We start from the raw sequence: 18,293 nt of genomic DNA on the forward strand, positions 1-18,293 counted from the left end.
GGTCAGGTTGGCGCTTGAATTCAAGCTGACCGCACCGCAAATTGGCAGATATCGACCCTTTCCGAGCCGGATTTTCCCATGTTCACCCGTATAGCCCTGTTCCTGGCGACCAACCTCGCGGTCCTGATCCTCGCCGGTATCGTCATGTCGATCCTCGGCGTGGATTCGCGTTCGATGAGCGGCCTGCTGGTCATGGCCGGCATCTTTGGCTTCGGTGGTTCGTTCATCTCGCTGCTGCTGTCCAAGTGGATGGCCAAGCGCTCCACCGGTGCAGTGGTGATCACCGAGCCGCGCAATCAGACCGAGCGCTGGCTGCTGGCGACCGTCGAGCGCCAGGCCAAGGCGGCCGGCATCGGCATGCCGGAAGTGGCCGTGTACGAAGGCCCGGAGATCAACGCCTTCGCTACTGGCGCCAACCGCAACAACGCGCTGGTGGCGGTGTCCACCGGGCTGCTGCACAACATGAGCGAAGACGAAGCCGAAGCGGTGCTGGGCCACGAGATCGCCCACGTCGCCAACGGCGACATGATCACCATGGCCCTGCTGCAGGGCGTGCTGAACACTTTCGTCATCGTGCTGGCCCGCGTGGTCGGCGGCATCATCGACAGCGCCTTGTCGGGCAACCGCGAGGGCGGTGGCCGTGGCTTCGCCTACTTCATCATCGTGTTCGTGCTGGAGATGGTGTTCGGCCTGTTCGCGACGATGATCTCGATGTGGTTCTCGCGCCACCGCGAGTTCCGCGCCGATGCCGGCGGTGCCTCGCTGGCCGGCCGCCAGAAGATGATTGCCGCGCTGGAGCGCCTGCAGCTCAACCACGGCCAGAGCACGCTGCCGACGCAGATCGCCGCGTTCGGTATTGCTGGTTCGACGGCGAAGAAGCTGTTCATGAGCCACCCGCCGCTGGAAGAGCGCATTGCCGCGCTGCGGGCGTCGACGGTGGCGTAAGCCTTGGTGCTCCCAAGTGGGTACAAGAACGCCTGGCATCGCGCCGGGCGTTTTTGTTTGCGCGCAGCATTGGTGGCGCCGGGTACGACTTGGCGAGAGTCGATTCCGCGACCGCGGAGGGGTGTCACTTTCTTTGCTCGTGCAAAGAAAGTAACCAAAGAAACACGCCGCCGGGGCGCGAGCCGATGCTGCGCATCGGTACCCTGTGCTCCTCGGTCCGTCGAGGGACGGTGCGGGAACTCGCGGCGCTCAGACACCCGCACCTCTTCGCCCTCGCCGGACCTGCGGTGCTCGGCTCGCTCAAGGCGGACCCAAGGTCAAATGCCACAGCTGCACCCAGTACATCTTCGCGACGCGTGGATGCTGTTGTTCTTGATCTTGACCTTCCAGTCCGCCTTGAGCGAGCCGAGCATCGCAGGGGAATCAGGGGCGAAGAGGCGCCGGTGTCTGAGCGCAGCGAGTTCGGCGCCGTCCCCTGATTCTCCGAGAAGCGCAGGGAACCGTCGCGTAGCGACGGCTCGCGGCTGGCGGAGCGTTTCTTTGGCTACTTTCTTTGCGCGCAAAGAAAGTGACACCCCTCCGCGGTCGCGGAAACGACTCTCCGTGCGCACAAACGAAAACGGCACCCTCGCAGGTGCCGTCTCCATGAACCACTTTACGCGAAACCTCAGAACTTCGCGTCGAACTCCGCCGCGTAGCCGGTGTTCACCAGCACCTTCTGCAGCGACTCGGCCACCTTCAGGTTGCCAGCCACGATCTGGTGGGTGTCCGGGCCACGGTTGTCCATCCGGCCCAGGGTCGCGCCCTTGAAGTCACAGACCTTGCCGCCCGCCTCGCGGACCAGCAGCAGGCCGGCAGCGATGTCCCACGCCTTCACGCCGGCTTCGAAGTAGGCGTCGGCGCGGCCGCAGGCCACGTAGGCCAGGTCCAGTGCGGCCGAACCGGTGCGGCGGATGTCCTCACCGTGCACCAGCAGGGCGTCGACCGCCTTCAGCTGGGCGCTGGCACGGCTGCGCTCGCGCGGGGCGAAGCCGGTGTGGATCATGGTGCCGTCCAGGTCCTTGCGGTCGGCCACGCGGATGCGGCGGTCGTTGAGCACCGCGCCGGCGCCGCGGCTGGCAGTGAACAGTTCATTGCGCAGCGGGTCGAAGATCACCGCATCGGTCGGCTCGCCGTTCTCCACCAGCGCGATCGACACGCAGTAGTGCGGAACGCCGCGCAGGTAATTGCTGGTACCGTCCAGCGGATCGATGACCCACATCTGGCGACGCTCGCCCTGCACGCCACCTTCTTCACCGAAGATGCCGTAGTCCGGGTAGGCGCGCTTGAGTTCCTTGACGATGACCTTTTCCGCGTCCGCATCCACTTCGCTGGCGTAGTCCATCCGGCCCTTCTGCACCACGTTCAGTGCCTCGAGCTTGTTGATGTTGCGCAACAGGACGTTGCCGGCGAGGCGGGCGGCCTTGACCATGACGGTGACGGCGGGTTTCTGCATGGCGTGGGCTCCCGGAAAGGCAGAAGAGATGGACTGGCGGGGGAAAAGAGCGGGTCCGGCGCAGTGGCCGGCCGCACAGTTTACCATTGGTCATCGTCCAGCTCGACCTTTTCCCTGTTCATGTCCCAGTTTCCTGCCGCCACCCGCCTCCGTTTCGTCCTGGTTGGCACCCAGCACCCCGGCAACATGGGGGCCGCCGCCCGCGCCCTGAAAACCATGGGGCTGGCCCGCCTGGTGCTGGTTGCCCCCGAAAAGCCGCTGGATGAGGAGGCCTTCCGGCGTTCGGCCGGCGCCGAGGACGTGCTGGGGGAGGCCCCGGTGGTCGCCACGCTGGCCGAAGCCGTGGCCGACTGCACCCTGGTGCTGGGTTGCACCGCCCGGGCCCGTCGCGTGCAGCTGGAAGAGTACCTGCCGGCCGACGCCGCCGCCCGCGCGGTGGCCCGGGCAGGCGAGGGTGCCGAGGTGGCGCTGGTGTTCGGCCGCGAACGCACCGGCCTGACCAACGAGGAGCTGCAGCTGTGCCATGCCGCGGTGCACATCCCGTCCGATCCGGCGTTCAGTTCGCTCAACCTGGCCGCTGCGGTGCAGGTCCTGGCCTACGAAACGCGGATGCAGCTGCTCGGCGCGCAGCCGGTGGCGGAGACCGAGCCGGGCTTCCGCGAGCAGCCGGCCAGCCACGAGCAGATGGAGAGCTTCTTTGCCCAGCTGGGTGACACCCTGGACGAGATCGATTTCCACAAGGGGCGTGCCCCGGAGTCGGCGATGCGCAAGCTGCGCCGCTTGTTCCTGCGCAACCAGCCGAGCGAGCAGGAAGTGCGCCTGCTGCGCGGCATCCTGGCCGATACGCAGCGCATGGCGCGGCTGGCCCGTGCCGGCAGCCGGGACGACTGACGACGGTCTCAGCTTTTCGAGTAGTCTGTCCGGATACCCTGGGGGATGAAACTTGTGTCGGGTCTGCGAAAGGCAGTGCAGAGGGGACTGCTGGGCCTGGCCATGATCCTGCTGGCCGGGTCGCTGCATGCAGCACCGGATCCGGTGCTGGTGCTGGGCCGGATCAGTGATGATCCCAAGGCCCACTATGAGCAGCTGCGGCCGTTGCTGGACTATGTGGTGGCGCACATGCACGACGTCGGCATCAGGGAAGGGCGGATCCTGATGGCGCGCGATCCGCAGCAGATGGCCAGCTATCTGCGGCGGGGACGCGTGGACTGGGTCACGGAAACGTCCGGCACGGCGATGGCGCTGGGCCAGCGCAGCGGTGCGAGGCCGTTGCTGCTGACCGAACGCAATGGCGTGCGCCAGTACCAGACGGTGTTCTTCGTCCGCAGCGACAGTCCGATCCAGACGATGGAGGATCTGCGCGGCCATCGTCTGGCGCTGCAGAACACCGCGTCCACCAGTGCCTACCTGGTGCCGGTGATGACCCTGCTGCAGGCAGGTCTGTCGCCGCAGATCCTGGCCGGGGAATGGGACGTGCCGGGGCGCAACAGCGTGGGGTATGTGTTTGCGCGCAGCGAATTGAACATCGCGACGTTCGTGCACAAGGGGCTGGTCGAAGGGGGGGCGGTGAGCAGTGTCGACTGGGACGACGAGCGGCGGGTGCCGGCGGCGTTCCGGCGCGATTTCCGCGAACTGCAGCGTACCGAGCCCTACCCGCGGGCGGTGGAGATGGTCCGCGCCGACCTCGATCCGCAGGTGCGTGACCGCCTGCAGCAGGTGCTGCTGCAGGCGGCCAGTGACCCACGGGCGCAGGGAGCGTTGCATCGGTTTTTCGGCACTTCTGGGTTCCACCGCGTCGATGCGCATGCGCAGCAGCGGTTGGATGAATTGAAACAAGGATTGACACGCGTGCGGATGGAAGTGGAATGAAGTGGCTCGGCTCGGGAATGCAGGCCAGGTTCCTGCTCGCGATGGGCGGGGCGATGGTCGTGGTGGTGGCGATTCTGGCCGTGCTGCTGGGACGGCAGGCGGCGATGCAGAGCGAGGTGCGTACCCTCAGTGGGGGCGTCATCCATGAACTGTTCGATCACAGCGTGCGAAGCCGTGGCGAAGCGGTGGCGCGCGAGCTGTCCGACGCGCTGGCCAACCCGCTGTATTACCGTGACCTGGACCAGGTCGGCGCGCTGGTGCGCAGCACCGCACGGCAGCCGGTGGTGCGCTACGTGCTGGTGTTCGACGAGCGCGGCCGGCTGGTGCACGACGGTTCGGTGGAGGTTTCCGGGTTCGGCCAGCCGATGACCGACCCGCTGGCGCCCAAGGCTGCTGCGGCACGGGCCCTGGTGGTGCAGGAATCGCCGAAGGTGCTCGACAACACCATGCCGATCATGGTCGGCAGCCAGCGCATCGGTGGGGTTCGCGTCGGCATGGCGCTCGATGAAGTGCAGCAGCGCGAACAGGCCGCCAATGCCACCCTGGGCGAACGCCTGCAGCAGGTCGGCAGCCGTCACCTGGGCTGGCTGCTGCTGATGCTGGGCCTGCTGGTGGTGATCGGCGTGGCGGTGATCCTGTACGTGCAGCGCACCCTGGTCGCCCCGATCCGTGACCTGGCCGCCGCCGCGCGGCGCATCGAGGCGGGTGACTACCAGGCGCCGCTGGCCGAGAACACACGCGATGACGAAGTCGGCGAGCTGGTGCGCGGGTTTGCCCGCATGCGCGACGCGATCGCCCGCCACGACCGCGAAGTGCGGCACATGGCCTATACCGATGCCCTGACCGGGCTGACCAACCGGCTGGCGTTCCGGGAGGCACTGGACCATCGTCTGATGGCCGCGCGTGCTTCCAACCACCGGCTGGGCCTGCTGTTTGCCGACATCGATGATTTCAAGCGGGTCAATGACACGCTCGGCCACGAGGCCGGCGACGAGGCGTTGCTGCAGTTCGCGCAGCGTATCGGCCGCGCTGTCGCCGAGGCCGGCGGCGATGAGGCCCTGCTGGCGCGGTTCGGTGGCGACGAGTTCGTGATCCTGGTGGGCGACGGTGATGTGGCCGCCAACGCACGGCTGCTGGCCGAAGTGCTGGTGCGCGAACTGGGCAAGCCATTGGTGGTGCAGGGCAGGGAATTGTTCCTGGGTACCTCGATCGGCGTGACCCTGTTCCCGGATGATGCGGCCGATGCGACCACCCTGCTGAAGAACGGCGATATCGCCATGTACCAGGCGAAAATGGCCGGCAAGAACTGCTATCGCTACTACAGCCGCGCAATGGACCACGCGGTCGAGCGCCGCGTGCACATGGAGCAGGAGCTGCGTGGCGCGTGGGAGCGCGGCGAGCTGCGGCTGGCCTACCAGCCGATCTTCCGCATGCGCGACCGCCGCATGGTCGGCGTGGAAGTGCTGCTGCGCTGGCAGCATCCGACCCTGGGAACGATTCCGCCGTCGGTGTTCATCGAAGTGGCCGAGCAGAGCGGATTGATCGAGGTCATCGGCCCGAAGGTGCTGCGTGCGGCCTGCATGGAAGCCTCGCAGTGGCCGCGTGGAGCAGGTGGTGATGATCTGTTCGTCTCGGTCAACGTTTCGCCTCGCCAGCTGCGTGGAGGGGAACTGCCGGCACTGGTGGCGCAGTGCCTGCACGAGTCCGGGCTGCCGGCCTCGCGCCTGCATCTGGAACTGACCGAAACCGCCGTGATCGGCGACGAGATGGTGGCCGCGCAGCTGCTGGACAAGCTGCACCGCACCGGCGTGAAGGTCTGGCTGGACGACTTCGGTACCGGCTTCTCCGGGCTCAGTCACCTGCGCCAGGTGCCCGTGGACGGGGTGAAGATCGACAAGAGTTTCGTGGCCGACATGCAGCGCGATCCGGACGATCTGGCCTTGACCACGGCGATCATCGCCATGGCCCATGCGCTGGGAATCACGGTCGTGGCCGAAGGCATCGAGCAGCAGGCGCAGTTCGAACTTCTCGTCCAGCGCGGCTGCGATCTCGGCCAGGGCTACTGGTTGAGCCACCCGGTGACCGCCACCGAAGTGGTGCGGATGGTCGAATCGGGGTTGTAGGTGTCGGCCTGGGGTCAGATTCCTTTTCCCCGTGGAAAAGGAATCTGCCCCCCTGCGGAATTACACCGGGCGCTTGCTCGGGTCGCCGGGCAGTTCGCGCACCAGCTTGGGAATCAGGTAACCGGACAGGCGTGCGGTCAGGCCGGCAATCAACGCCTTGGCCCGGGCATCGTCCACTTCGAAGTGGGCCACGCCTTCGACCCGGTCCAGCTGGTGCAGGTAGTACGGCAGCACGCCGGCGGCGAAGCTGCGCTCGCTCAGGTCCTGCAGGGCCTGCACGCTGTCATTGACCCCGCGCAGCAGCACTGCCTGGTTCAGCAGCTGTGCGCCGGTGCCGCGCAGGCGTGCCATCGCGGTGTCCACGCTGGCATCGAATTCATTGGCGTGGTTGGCATGGACCACGATCGCCAGCGGCCACGGCAGGCTGCTCAGCCAGGCCAGCAGTTCCTCATCCACGCGCTCGGGCAGCACGATCGGCAGCCGGGTATGGATGCGCAGGCGGCGGATATGCGGGATGGCGCGCAGGGCGTCGGTCAGCTCGACCAGCTTGTGCGTGGCCAGTGACAGCGGGTCGCCGCCAGACAGGATCACCTCGTCGATGTCCGGATCGCCCGCGATGGCGGCCACCGCTTCCTGCCAGCCGCCCTTGGCGGCGTTCTCCGCGCCATAGTCGAAATGGCGGCGGAAGCAGTAGCGGCAGTTGATCGCGCAGCTGCCGGTGGCGACCAGCAGGGCGCGGCCGCGGTACTTCTGGATGACGCCGGTGGCCTTCCTGGCCGCACCATCGCCCACCGCATCGAAGCTGAATCCGGGCGCCGGACGCATTTCCTCGTCGATCGGCAGCACCTGGCGCAGCAACGGATCGGCCGCGTCGCCGGGGCGCATGCGGGCCACGAAGCCTTCCGGTACGCGCAGCGCGAACTGGGCCATGGCCGCCTCCGAGACGCCCAGCGCGGCCGGATCCAGCTGCAGCCGGGCCAGCAGGGCGTGCGGGTCGCGCAGCGCCTGGCGCCAGAGCTGCTGCCAGCGCGCGGGCGCGCCTGGCGACTGGGGCCGGGGGAAGGCGGAAAGCTGCATGGAGAGGGGGCCTGCGGTTATCATGGGGGCAGAAAAACAGTCGCCCACCGGCATCCGGTGGGCTTTCCATTCTAACGGCTCGCCGCACCCGCGGCGTTTTTGCCACTCAGGAGTTTACGCATGGCCAGCTACGGCATGAACGACGTCAAGAACGGGATGAAGATCCTGGTCAACAACCAACCGGCCGTCATCATCGACACCGAATACGTCAAGCCGGGCAAGGGCCAGGCCTTCACCCGCGTGAAGTACCGCCTGATCAAGGACGGCCGCACCCAGGAAGTGACCATGAAGTCGACCGACTCGCTGGATGCAGCCGACGTCGTCGATACCGACATGAACTTCATGTACAGCGACGGCGAGTACTGGCACTTCATGGACCCGGAATCCTTCGAGCAGGTCCAGGCCACCAAGGCCGGCATGGGCGGCGCCGAGAAGTGGCTGAAGGGCGAAGAGTCCTGCGTGGTCACCCTGTGGAACGGCGAGCCGATCTTCGTGCAGCCGCCGAACTTCGTCGAACTGAAGATCACCGAAACCGATCCGGGCGTCCGTGGCGACACCTCGGGCGGCGGCGGCAAGCCGGCCACCCTGGAAACCGGCGCCGTGGTCCGCGTGCCGCTGTTCGTGAACCAGGACGAAGTGATCCGCGTCGACACCCGTTCGGGCGAATACTCCGCGCGCGTCAAGTAAGGTTGCGGCCGTAGGCCGGCCTTGCTGTAGAGCCGAGCCATGCTCGGGCACGCGCCATCGCATTCGCGCTGGCGCTCCCATGATCTGCTTCGGCAGATCATGGGTCCCGCTTCACGGGTCTCCAGACCCCGCCGCTTCGCGGCAGCCCCTGACTCAGGGGCGTGTCCCCCACAAGTATCTCGCCGCCCCCCAGCCAGTGAGCCCGCATGAGCGATAGCCCGCATCTCCCCGAAGCCTGCGACCTGCTCATCGAAGCCGGTTATGTCGTCCCGATCGAGCCGCATGCGGTGGTGCTGGAAGACCATGCCGTTGCCGTGCGTGGCAGCGAGATTGTGGCCATCCTGCCGCGTGCCGAAGCGCGCGCGCGGTTCCGTGCCGCACAGGTGGTCAGCCGCCCGGAGGCGGCGCTGATGCCGGGCCTGGTCAACGCGCACACGCACAACCCGATGACCCTGCTGCGCGGCGTCGCCGACGACCTGCCGCTGATGACCTGGCTGCAGCAGCACATCTGGCCGGTGGAAGCGGCGGTGATCGGCCCCGAGTTCGTCGCCGACGGCACCACCCTGGCCATCGCCGAGATGCTGCGCGGCGGCACTACCTGCGCCAATGAGAACTACTTCTTCGGTGACGTGCAGGCCGCGGTCTACAAGAAGCACGGGTTCCGCGCGCTGGTCGGCGCGGTCATCATCGATTTCCCCACCGCCTGGGCCAAGACCGACGACGAATACTTCGCCAAGGCCGGTGAACTGCATGACCAGTGGCGCACCGATCCGCTGATCGGCACCGCGTTCGCACCGCATGCGCCGTACACGGTCAACGACGCCAACTTCGAACGGGTGCGGATGCTGTCCGACCAGCTCGACATGCAGGTGCACCTGCACACCCACGAGACCGCGCAGGAAATCAACGATTCGATCAAGCTGCACGGCCAGCGCCCGCTGGCGCGGCTGGATCGGCTCGGCCTGGTCAACGACCGCCTGATCGCGGTGCACATGACCCAGCTGACCGATGCGGAAATCCACCTGTGCGCCGAGCGTGGCGTCAGCGTGGTGCACTGCCCGGAATCGAACCTGAAGCTGGCCTCCGGCTTCTGCCCGGCCTGCGCCCTGCAGCGGGCCGGCGTGAACCTGGCGATCGGTACCGATGGCTGCGCCAGCAACAACGACCTGGACATGTTCAGCGAGAACCGTACCGCGGCGATCCTGGCCAAGGCCGTGGCCGACGATGCGACCGCGCTGGACGCGGCCACCACGCTGCGCGCCTCCACCCTGGGCGGCGCCCGCGCGCTGGGCTTCGGCGAGCGCATCGGCTCGATCGAAGTCGGCAAGCAGGCCGACCTGGTCTGCGTCGATCTGTCGGCGCTGGAAACCCAGCCGCTGCACAACGTGCTGTCGCAGCTGGTGTACGCCACCGGCCGCCAGCAGGTCAGCGACGTCTGGATCGCCGGCAAGCCGAAGCTGGTGCAGCGTGAGCTGGTCGGCATGGACCTGCCCGGCATCATCGCCAACGCGCGCCAGTGGCGCGAGCGCATCCGTCATATCCGCGCCTGAACCCCGGCGCTGCAAGGACTTTCCCATGACCGCCCCCCACGCTTCTTCCAATTTCGATCAGGCCGAGCTGGACAAGTTCGCCGCGCTGGCCAACCGCTGGTGGGACGCTGACGGCCCGCAGAAGCCGCTGCATGCGCTGAACCCGGTGCGCTTGAAGTACGTGGCCGACCGCGTGCCGCTGCGCGGTGCCCGCGTGCTGGACATCGGCTGCGGTGGTGGCCTGCTGAGTGAAGCGCTGGCCCAGGCCGGCGCTGATGTCACCGCCATCGACCTGGCGCCGGAACTGGTCAAGGTCGCGCGGCTGCATGCGCTGGAAAGCGGCGCCAAGGTCGACTACCGGGTGCAGGCCGCCGAGGACCTGGCCGCCGAGCAGCCGGGCAGTTTCGACGTGGTCACCTGCATGGAAATGCTCGAGCACGTGCCCGATCCGGGCGCCATCATCGAAGCCTGCAAGCGCCTGCTGAAGCCGGGCGGCCACCTGTTCCTGTCAACCATCAACCGCACCGCTGCCGCCTTCGCGGTGGCGATTGTCGGCGCCGAGTACGTGGCGCGGCTGCTGCCCAAGGGCACGCACCACTACCAGGAATTCATCAAGCCGGCCGAGCTGGCACGCTGGCTGCGCGAGGCCGACGTCCAGCTGGTGGATGTCAGTGGCATGGCCTACGAGCCGTGGCGCAACCGCGCCCGCCTGAGCAGCCGCACCGACATCAACTATCTGGCTTACGCGGTCAAGCCGGCATGACCTCCGCCCGCTTCCCGCGTGCGGTGCTGTTCGATCTGGATGGCACGTTGCTGGACAGCGCGCCGGACTTCGTTGCCACCTGCGATGCGATGCTGGCCGAGCGTGGCCGTGCGCCGATCGATCCGGCGATGTTGCGGCCGGTGGTCTCCAAGGGCTCGCGTGCGATGGTCGGGGCCGCTTTCCCGGACCTGGATGCCGCTGCGCGCGATGCGCTGATTCCGGAATTCCTGCAGCGCTATGAAGCGTTGATCGGCCAGCACGCGGTGCTGTTTGACGGCGTGGCCGGGATGCTTGCCGCGCTGGATGAGGCCGGTACGGTGTGGGGCATCGTCACCAACAAGCCGGAGTACCTGGCGCGCCTGATCGTGCCGCAATACGGCTGGCAGCAGCGCTGTGCGGTGCTGGTTGGCGGCGACACCCTGGCCGAGCGCAAACCGCATCCGCTGCCGCTGCTGCATGCGGCGCAGGCGATCGGCATCGTGGCCGAAGACTGCGTGTACGTGGGCGACGACGAGCGCGACATCATCGCCGCACGGGCTGCAGCCATGCCGTCGGTGGCGGCGCTGTGGGGCTACCGCCTGCACAGCGACGACCCGCTGGCCTGGCAGGCCGACGTGCTGGTGGAGAACGCCGGACTTCTGCAACTGGCCAGTCTGTGGCCGACCCGGCCGGCAGCCCCGGCCCAGCCGTAAGGAATGACGTAGTGAGCAGCACCGCGCTGGACAGTTTCCTCGACAAGTGGCGCAGCCGCTGGCCGGAATGGTCGGTGGCCGCCCCGTTCGTGGCCGAATCGCACCGCGAACTCGCAGTGGCGTGGTTCGCGCTGCTGCAGGAATTCGACGACATGCTCAATACCGGCGGCGATCCGCTGCCGGCCGATGCCAAGCTGGCATGGTGGGGCGAGGAGCTGCGCAGCTGGGCCGCGCATCGTTCGCGCCATCCGCTGGGGCGCCTGCTGGAGCCGGTGCGTGCGCCCTGGGCGCAGCTGGCCGACACGCTGCCGGATCTGGTCGAAGCGCGCACCGTCGCACTGGATGCGGCCGGCGCCGAGCGTGCGCTGGCCAACTATGCCGACGCGGTGGCGGCGGTGGAAGCGGCGCTGTTCAACGACAAGCAGCACACTGGCGCCGGTCGCGCGGTACTGCTGCAGACCCTGGCCCAGCGTCTGCAGGATGCCGGCGTGGCTGGCGTGCCCCGCAGCGTGCTGGATGAAGATTCCAGCAGCGCCGCGCAGCGCTGGGCACAGCATCTGTTGAAGGGGTGGAGCACCCGCGTGCCCGGCCCGCGCCCGCGTCGCGTATGGTCCAGCCTGGCGCGCGCGCGCGTGGCGGCGCAGGCCGCAGGCAAGCCGATTGAAGCTACTCCGGTGCGTACTTTGCTGCGCGTGTGGTGGGCTGCGCGCGGTTGATCCGGCGCTCCGCCGGGGAGGGCCCGGCGCTACCGTGCGCGGTTGATTGAATGCCGTCGGTGGAGCCGAGCCCATGCTCAGGCTCATCCTTGCGCGACAGCAGCCGAGCGTGGGCTCGGCTCTACAACGGCAGCTCACCACTGCACCGGGCGATGGGTGTTATTTACGCTCCAGCACCAGCAGCGGGTCGATGCGGGTATCGAACCAGTTCATGCCCCAGTGCAGGTGCGGGCCGGTGGCACGGCCGGTGGCGCCGACCGCGGCGATCACCTGGCCCTGTTCCACCCGGTCGCCGACCTTCACGTCGATGCGCGACAGGTGCAGGAAGTTGGAACTGACTCCGAAACCGTGATCGAGCAGCAGCGTGCCACCGGTCAGGTACAGGTCCGGGCCGGCGAAGGTGACGATACCGGCGGCCGGTGCTTTCACCGGCGTGCCGGTCGGCACCGCGATGTCCATGCCGGAATGACCGGCGCCGGGCTGCCCGTTGTAGACGCGCGCATTGCCGAAGCGGCCGCTGATGCGGCCCTGGACCGGCCAGATGAAGGTCTGGGTGAAGTCGGTACGGTCGTCGTCGCGGGCACGCGCAGCAGTCACCTGTGCCTGTTCGCGCTTGATCCGCTCGGCGATCGCAGGTGGCGGATTGACCGTCTTCGGCGGCACGCCGTTGACCCGCTCGGTGGGCCAGTCGCGCGGCGTCACCGCAATGGTCGCGGTCTCGCTGCCACCATCGGGGCGTTGCACCTGCACGCGCAGCGGGCCCTTCTCGTCACGGCCGATGCCGAACACCACGCTGCCATAGCCGCTCACGCGCAGCTGGCGGCCGGCATACTGCACGCGGCTGCCGGCGGGGACCTTGCCGATCACCAGCGCGCCCTGCGACGCACTGGCCGGGAACACGACGCGGCTGTCGATCAGGCTGCCGATGCCATCCTGCGCCTGTACCACGGGTGCGGAAAACAGGGGCGCAGCCAGCAGCGCCCCGAACAGAAGTATCCTGCGCATCAGCGGTCGTAGGTCATGCGCTGGCCGGCGGGCTCGCCCACCAGTTTGCTGCCGTCCCACACCAGCTGGCCGTTGACCCAGGTGGAGGCCACGCGCGAACGGAAGGTGGTGCCTTCAAACGGCGACCAGCCGCACTTGGACAGCACGTCCTCGCGCTTGACGGTGAACGGCACGTCCTCGACCAGCACCAGGTCGGCGAAGTAGCCCTCGCGCAGGAAGCCGCGTTCTTCCACGTCGAACAGCTGCGCCGGCGCATGTGCGAACTTCTGCACCACCTGCTCGCGGGTCAGCTTGCCTTCGTGCACGCGCTCCAGCGCGGCCACCAGCGCGTACTGCACCAGCGGCAGGCCGGAGGGCGCCTGCGCGTAGGGCTTCTGCTTCTCCTCCCAGGTGTGCGGCGCGTGGTCGGTAGCCAGCACGTCCAGCACGTCGTCGGCCAGCGCAGCGGTGATCGCCTCGCGGTCGGACACTTCCTTGATGGCCGGGTTGCACTTGATCAGGTTGCCCTTGGTCGCATAGTCCGGGCGCGCGAAGTGCAGGAAGTGCACGCAGGTTTCAGCGGTGATCTGCTTGCGGCTGCCATCGGCGCGGATCAGCGGGCCCTTCTCGAACAGCGCCAGTTCATCGGCGGTGGAGATGTGCAGCACGTGCAGGCGGGTGCCGTGCTTGCGCGCCAGCGACATCGCCAGGCGGGTCGACTTGATGCAGGCCTCGCGTGAGCGGATGTCCGGGTGCATGTCCGGGGTCAGTGCGTCGCCGTATTTTTCCTGGAAGGCCTTCAGGTTGGCATCGATCATCGGCGTGTCTTCGCAGTGCGTGATGATCGGGGTCGGGCATTCGCGGAAAATGGCGTCCAGCGTGTCCGGGTCGTCCACCAGCATGTTGCCGGTGGACGCGCCCATGAACACCTTCACGCCCGGCGCCTTCTTCGGGTCCAGCGCGCGGATCGCCTCCAGGTTGTCATTGCTGGCGCCATGGTAGAAGCCGTAGTTGGCCCAGGCGCGGCCGCGCGCCAGTTCGTACTTGGCTTCCAGGATGGTCGAATCCAGCGTCGGCGGGTTGGTGTTGGGCATGTCCATGAAGCTGGTCAGGCCCCCGGCCACGGCGGCGGCCGACTCGCTGGCAATGTCGCCCTTGTGGGTCAGGCCCGGTTCGCGGAAGTGCACCTGGTCATCGATCATGCCGGGCAGCAGCCAGCGCCCGGCCGCGTCCACCACCTGCTCGCCGTCGCGCGGCGCCAGCCCGTTGCCGATCTGCGCGATGCGGCCGTTCTCGATGCGCAGGTCGCCGTCGAAGGTGCGGCCTTCGTTGACCATGCGGGCATTGGTGATGAGGGTGGAGGACATGTCAGTGTTTTCCTGTGCAACGGCAAGAGGGGGCGTTGGGGGACTCGGGCACGGGGTCGAAGCCGCCGGGATGGAACGGGTGGCAGCGGCCCAGCCTGCGCGCAGCCAGCCAGCTGCCGCGCAGCGGGCCGTGCCGCGAGATGGCTTCCATCGCGTATTCAGAACAGCTCGGCAGGAAACGGCAGCGTGGCCCCAGCAGGGGGCTGATGAAGCGCTTGTAGAAGCGCAGCAGGGCAATGAGCAGGCGCGAGATCACCCAGTCATCTTATGCCAGTTGGCATGAAGGCCGCATTTGTGCAGGATGGGCTGTTGGTCGCATGTCGCCGATGGCCTGCGACCGCTGTCGGCGCCGCTGGGTGCCGGCCAGGTTCCGTACCGCGCAAGGCGGTCCGTGTTCGTCGGACCGCGCTTTGGGTGCCTTGGCTCCAGGACTGAATGGAGCAGGGTGCCGAGGTTGCTGCTGCGGGTCGGGTAGGCTATAAAGGCCCGCTTTCCCGGGCCCCGGGGAATCCAAGGAAGAGCGTTTCGTGGCTGCTAAAAAAACTGCAAAGAAGGCCGCAACGGCCGCCAAGAAAACCGCCAAGCCTGTTGTGAAGAAGTTGGCGGCAAAGCCCGTTGCCAAGAAGCCGGCCAGCAAGGCGGCGACCAAGGCAGCGTCCTCGCAACCGGCGGCCAGGAAGGCCACCGCAAAGAAAACGCCGGTCAAGGCAACCAAGCCGGTGGCGAAGAAAGCCGCCGCGCCCGCCAAGGCCAAGCCTGCCGCCGCCAGCAAGAAGGCGCCGGTGGTCAAGAAGGCTGCCAGCAAGGTCGCGCCGGCAAAGAAGGCCGCCGCCAAGCCGGTGGCGAAGAAGGCAGCAGCCAAGCCGGCGCCGAAGGCGGTGGTGAAGAAAGCCGCGGCCAAGCCGGTCGCCAAGCCGGCGGCGAAGAAGGTCGCCGCGGCCAAACCGGCCGCCACGCCTGCTGCTGTAAAGAACGTTGCCAAGAATGTCGCCGTACCGGCTGCCAAGCCGGCCCCGGCTCCCGTAGTGAAGTCCGCACCGAAGCCTGCTGCCAAGCCGGCTCCGGCCAAGCCTGTCCCGGCCAAGACCGTGGCAGCGGCAGCAGCCCAACCGGCTCCCAAGCCGGTCCCGGCCGCCGCTTCTGCTGCATCCAAGGCCCCGCAATCCAAGAATCCCGTGCCCGTTTCGAAATCGCCTGCCAAAACCGCCGTGAAATCCGATTCCGCCCCGAAGACCGTGTCGCGCCCTGTCGGCAAGGTCGCCGTCGCTGTCGCCGCCCGCTCGGCGGCACCGGCCCCGCGCAGCAAGTACAAGGTGGTCGAGTACAAGACCGACGAGGCCACCGGCCGCCCGATCCTGCCGGCCGGCTACAAGCCGTCCTCGGAAGAGGAATACATGAGCTCGCTGCAGCAGGAGTACTTCCGCCAGCGGCTGCAGAACTGGCGCGCCGATCTGGTGGAAGAGTCCAAGCAGACCATCGAGAACCTGCGCGAGGAAGTGCGTGACATCGGCGACGAAGCCGAGCGTGCGACCCGCGAGACCGAGAACTCGCTGGAACTGCGTACCCGCGACCGCTACCGCAAGCTGATCGGCAAGATCGACAGCACCCTGAAGCGCCTGGAAGCGGGCGACTACGGTTACTGCGTCGACACCGGCGAAGAAATCGGCCTGGAGCGCCTGGAAGCGCGCCTCACCGCTGAACGCACCATCGACGCCCAGGAGCGTTGGGAGCACCTGCAGAAGCAGCAGGGCGACTGATTCCAGTTCGTTGTCTGCTCATGCGAAAAACCCGGCCTCGGCCGGGTTTTTTGTTGGGTTCGAGTTGGCTGTGTAGAGCAGCGCCTTCCGGGTATCGGATGGAGCCTGCGGGTGGGTCCGGGCGGGACACGCTGCAAGTACATCCCTGTAAGCTCGGCCGCGGCATCCATGCCGCGGACGGTCCTGCCCGGACCCACCCGCAGGCTCTCGACGGTTTCCTGCGTGCGCGGCCGATGTAGAGCCGAGCCCACGCTCGGCTCAGGCCGACAGGAGCGGTCATGCGTGCGCTCGCGGCTGTTGAGTCCGCCTTGTAGCGAGCCGAGCACCGCAGGGGAATCAGGGGCGAAGAGGCGCCGCTGTTTGAGCGCAGCGAGTTCGGCGCCGTCCCCTGATTCACCGAGGCGCACAGGGCACCGGCGCGCAGCGCCGGCTCGCGGATGGCGGAGCGTTTCTTTGGTTGCTTTCTTTTCGCGAAAAGAAAGTGACAAGCCCAATCATCGAGGGAGAGCAACGGCCCCAGCCAAACGCCCGGCGCCGCCGAATCCGCTGCTAGCAGCGTCACTGCAGGTCGCGAAGATTCAATTTCCGCAACGTCGGGTTCTTCCACGCGGTGATCCCGGCCACGCTCAGCACCGCGAAGCCACCCAGCACCACCGCGGGTACCAGGCCGAGCAGCTTCGCCATCGTGCCGGCATAGAACGCGCCCAGCTCGTTGGACGAACTGATGAAGATGCCGTTGATCGACGATACCCGGCCGCGCATTTCTTCCGGCGTGGCCAGCTGCAGGATGGTCGAGCGGATCACCACCGAGACGCCATCGAAGGCCCCATAGAACAGCAGGATCAGTGCCGACAGCCAGAAGTGCTGCGACAGCCCGAAGCCGATCACGCACAGGCCGAACCCCGCCACCGCGAACAGCAGCACGCGGCCGGCATTGCGGTGCAGTGGGTGGCGGGCCAGCCACAGGCCCACGCACACCGAACCCAGCGCTGGCATCGCGCGCAGGATGCCCAGTCCCTCCGGACCGTGGTGCAGGATCTCGTGCAGGAATGCGGGCAGCATCGCCACCACGCCGCCCAGCAGCACCGAGAACATGTCCAGCGCCATCGCGCCGACCATGATCCGGTTGCCGACCACGAAGCGCGCGCCTTCGGCGATGCTCTTGAAGATCGGCGCGGCCGGACCGGTGTGCACCGGTTCTTCCACTTTCAGCGTGGCCAGGCAGGCCGTCGCCACCAGCGCGAAGGCGGTCGCCACGGCATAGGACAGGCCCTTGCCGCCGAAGCCGACCAGCACGCCGCCCAGCGCCGGGCCGGCCACCATGCCGGCCTGGAACACCACGGCACCCAGTCCGGCGCCACGCGCGAACTGGTCGCGGGCCAGCACGCGGGCGAACAGCGCGTTGTAGATGGGCGAGAGGAACGCACGGACCATGCCGGTCAGGGCGATGGCCGCATAGATGGGCCACACGCCCTCGAACGGCAGCCAACCCGTCGCAACGCCGGTCAGCACCAGGGCGGTGGCGATCAGCCCGGAACAGGCGACCATGCCCAGCCGGCGGCGCGGCAGATGGTCGACCAGGTAGCCGGCGAACGGTGCCACGCAGAAGAACGGCAGCACCTCGGCCAGGCCGACCAGGCCCAGCGAGAACGGATTGCGGGTGACTTCGTAGATGTGCCAGCCGACGGTGACCGCAACCACCTGGTAGGACAGCATCGCGAAGATGCGGTAGGCCAGCAGCTTGGCGAAACCGGGCCGGGACAGCAGGCCCAGCGCGGTGTCTTCGGCTGTGGCAGGCCCGCTCACGACGGGTCGCGCTGCAGCTGGGCCTGCGCGGTCTCGCGGATGAAGGCCAGCATCGCCGCCACGCCGTTGCTGCGGGTGGGGGAGAGGTGACGGGCCAGGCCGATGTCCTGGATGTAGCTGGGCTCGGTGTCCAGGATTTCCTGTGCCGAGCGCCCGGAGTACACGCGCAGGGCCAGGAAGATCAGGCCGGAAACGATGGCCGAATCACTGATGGCATGGAAGCGCAGCGACTGCGCGTTGCCTTCCGGCACGATCCAGACCATCGACTGGCAGCCGAGCAGGCGGTGCTCTTCGGTCTTCCATTCGTCCGGGAAGGCGGGCAGCTTGCGGCCGAGGTCGATCAGGTACTGGTAGCGCTCGGACCAGTCGCCGAAGAAGCCGAATTCCTCGGCGATGGCGGCCTGGGCCTCGGCGGCGGTGGGTTCAAGCGGGAACGGGGAGTCGATCACAGCAGTCTCTACAGTGGGGGCGTGGCCGGCGGAC

Annotated in this window: 17 protein-coding genes; 10 read left to right on the forward strand and 7 right to left on the reverse strand. The window is 67.6% G+C overall.

Annotated features, from left to right (window positions below):
* Positions 1-78: 78 nt before the first annotated feature.
* Positions 79-945 (forward strand): protease HtpX, encoded by an 867-nt coding sequence (gene htpX / locus ARC23_RS01135; RefSeq protein WP_057495513.1) that lies wholly within the window; start codon positions 79-81, stop codon positions 943-945.
* Positions 946-1,612: 667 nt separating this feature from the next.
* Here the strand turns inward: htpX and ARC23_RS01140 are convergent.
* The gene (locus ARC23_RS01140) at positions 1,613-2,440 is read right to left on the reverse strand and encodes an inositol monophosphatase family protein (RefSeq protein WP_057495514.1); all 828 of its coding nucleotides are present in this window, start codon (positions 2,438-2,440) and stop codon (positions 1,613-1,615) included.
* 120 nt (positions 2,441-2,560) lie between these two features.
* Here ARC23_RS01140 and ARC23_RS01145 point away from each other — a divergent pair, with 120 nt between their 5' ends.
* The 3 genes from ARC23_RS01145 to ARC23_RS01155 all read left to right on the forward strand — a co-directional run bounded on the left by ARC23_RS01145 (position 2,561) and on the right by ARC23_RS01155 (position 6,432).
* On the forward strand, positions 2,561-3,331 hold the full coding sequence (locus ARC23_RS01145) for an RNA methyltransferase (RefSeq protein WP_057495515.1): 771 nt from the start codon (positions 2,561-2,563) through the stop codon (positions 3,329-3,331).
* A gap of 102 nt (positions 3,332-3,433) precedes the next feature.
* Positions 3,434-4,309, forward strand: a complete 876-nt coding sequence (locus tag ARC23_RS01150; RefSeq protein WP_411847886.1) for a phosphate/phosphite/phosphonate ABC transporter substrate-binding protein — start codon at positions 3,434-3,436, stop codon at positions 4,307-4,309.
* Positions 4,306-6,432, forward strand: a complete 2,127-nt coding sequence (locus ARC23_RS01155) for a putative bifunctional diguanylate cyclase/phosphodiesterase (RefSeq protein ID WP_057495517.1) — start codon at positions 4,306-4,308, stop codon at positions 6,430-6,432. Before ARC23_RS01150 ends, ARC23_RS01155 begins: the two co-directional genes overlap by 4 nt.
* Positions 6,433-6,492: 60 nt before the next feature.
* Here the strand turns inward: ARC23_RS01155 and epmB are convergent, their stop codons facing one another.
* The gene (gene epmB / locus ARC23_RS01160; protein ID WP_152985179.1) at positions 6,493-7,533 is read right to left on the reverse strand and encodes an EF-P beta-lysylation protein EpmB; all 1,041 of its coding nucleotides are present in this window, start codon (positions 7,531-7,533) and stop codon (positions 6,493-6,495) included.
* A gap of 96 nt (positions 7,534-7,629) precedes the next feature.
* Here epmB and efp point away from each other — a divergent pair, with 96 nt between their 5' ends.
* The 5 genes from efp to ARC23_RS01185 all read left to right on the forward strand — a co-directional run bounded on the left by efp (position 7,630) and on the right by ARC23_RS01185 (position 11,896).
* Positions 7,630-8,196: an elongation factor P gene (efp, locus tag ARC23_RS01165; protein ID WP_005410381.1), complete on the forward strand. Its 567-nt coding sequence runs from the start codon at positions 7,630-7,632 to the stop codon at positions 8,194-8,196.
* Positions 8,197-8,402: 206 nt separating this feature from the next.
* Positions 8,403-9,746, forward strand: coding sequence for a TRZ/ATZ family hydrolase (locus tag ARC23_RS01170; RefSeq protein WP_049444821.1), 1,344 nt, complete (start codon positions 8,403-8,405; stop codon positions 9,744-9,746).
* A 25-nt stretch (positions 9,747-9,771) separates the two neighbouring features.
* On the forward strand, positions 9,772-10,488 hold the full coding sequence (gene ubiG / locus ARC23_RS01175; protein WP_057495519.1) for a bifunctional 2-polyprenyl-6-hydroxyphenol methylase/3-demethylubiquinol 3-O-methyltransferase UbiG: 717 nt from the start codon (positions 9,772-9,774) through the stop codon (positions 10,486-10,488).
* On the forward strand, positions 10,485-11,180 hold the full coding sequence (locus ARC23_RS01180) for a phosphoglycolate phosphatase (RefSeq protein WP_057495520.1): 696 nt from the start codon (positions 10,485-10,487) through the stop codon (positions 11,178-11,180). Before ubiG ends, ARC23_RS01180 begins: the two co-directional genes overlap by 4 nt.
* An 11-nt stretch (positions 11,181-11,191) precedes the next feature.
* Positions 11,192-11,896: an isoprenoid biosynthesis enzyme family protein gene (locus tag ARC23_RS01185; protein WP_057495521.1), complete on the forward strand. Its 705-nt coding sequence runs from the start codon at positions 11,192-11,194 to the stop codon at positions 11,894-11,896.
* A gap of 159 nt (positions 11,897-12,055) precedes the next feature.
* Here ARC23_RS01185 and ARC23_RS01190 read toward each other — a convergent pair whose 3' ends face one another.
* Genes ARC23_RS01190 through yidD form a run of 3 tightly spaced genes read right to left on the reverse strand, consistent with a single transcriptional unit; the run spans position 12,056 to position 14,503 of the window.
* Positions 12,056-12,901, reverse strand: a complete 846-nt coding sequence (locus ARC23_RS01190; protein ID WP_057495522.1) for a M23 family metallopeptidase — start codon at positions 12,899-12,901, stop codon at positions 12,056-12,058.
* Positions 12,901-14,247: a dihydroorotase gene (locus tag ARC23_RS01195; protein WP_057495523.1), complete on the reverse strand. Its 1,347-nt coding sequence runs from the start codon at positions 14,245-14,247 to the stop codon at positions 12,901-12,903. The genes ARC23_RS01190 and ARC23_RS01195 overlap by 1 nt, the downstream gene beginning before the upstream one ends.
* A gap of 1 nt (position 14,248) precedes the next feature.
* Positions 14,249-14,503, reverse strand: a complete 255-nt coding sequence (gene yidD, locus ARC23_RS01200; RefSeq protein WP_057495524.1) for a membrane protein insertion efficiency factor YidD — start codon at positions 14,501-14,503, stop codon at positions 14,249-14,251.
* Positions 14,504-14,774: 271 nt separating this feature from the next.
* On the opposite strand from yidD, the gene dksA reads away from it, so the two are divergent.
* Positions 14,775-16,004: an RNA polymerase-binding protein DksA gene (gene dksA / locus ARC23_RS01205; protein WP_057495525.1), complete on the forward strand. Its 1,230-nt coding sequence runs from the start codon at positions 14,775-14,777 to the stop codon at positions 16,002-16,004.
* Between the two features lie 558 nt (positions 16,005-16,562).
* Here dksA and ARC23_RS01210 read toward each other — a convergent pair.
* Both ARC23_RS01210 and ARC23_RS01215 read right to left on the reverse strand, forming a co-directional pair.
* The gene (locus ARC23_RS01210) at positions 16,563-17,810 is read right to left on the reverse strand and encodes an MFS transporter (RefSeq protein ID WP_057495526.1); all 1,248 of its coding nucleotides are present in this window, start codon (positions 17,808-17,810) and stop codon (positions 16,563-16,565) included.
* Entirely contained in the window at positions 17,807-18,259 is a 453-nt protein-coding gene (locus tag ARC23_RS01215; protein ID WP_057495527.1) for a SufE family protein, read from the reverse strand. The genes ARC23_RS01210 and ARC23_RS01215 overlap by 4 nt, the downstream gene beginning before the upstream one ends.
* Positions 18,260-18,293 lie beyond the last annotated feature (34 nt).

This window comes from Stenotrophomonas beteli, assembly GCF_001431665.1.
Classification (GTDB): Bacteria; Pseudomonadota; Gammaproteobacteria; order Xanthomonadales; family Xanthomonadaceae; genus Stenotrophomonas; species Stenotrophomonas beteli.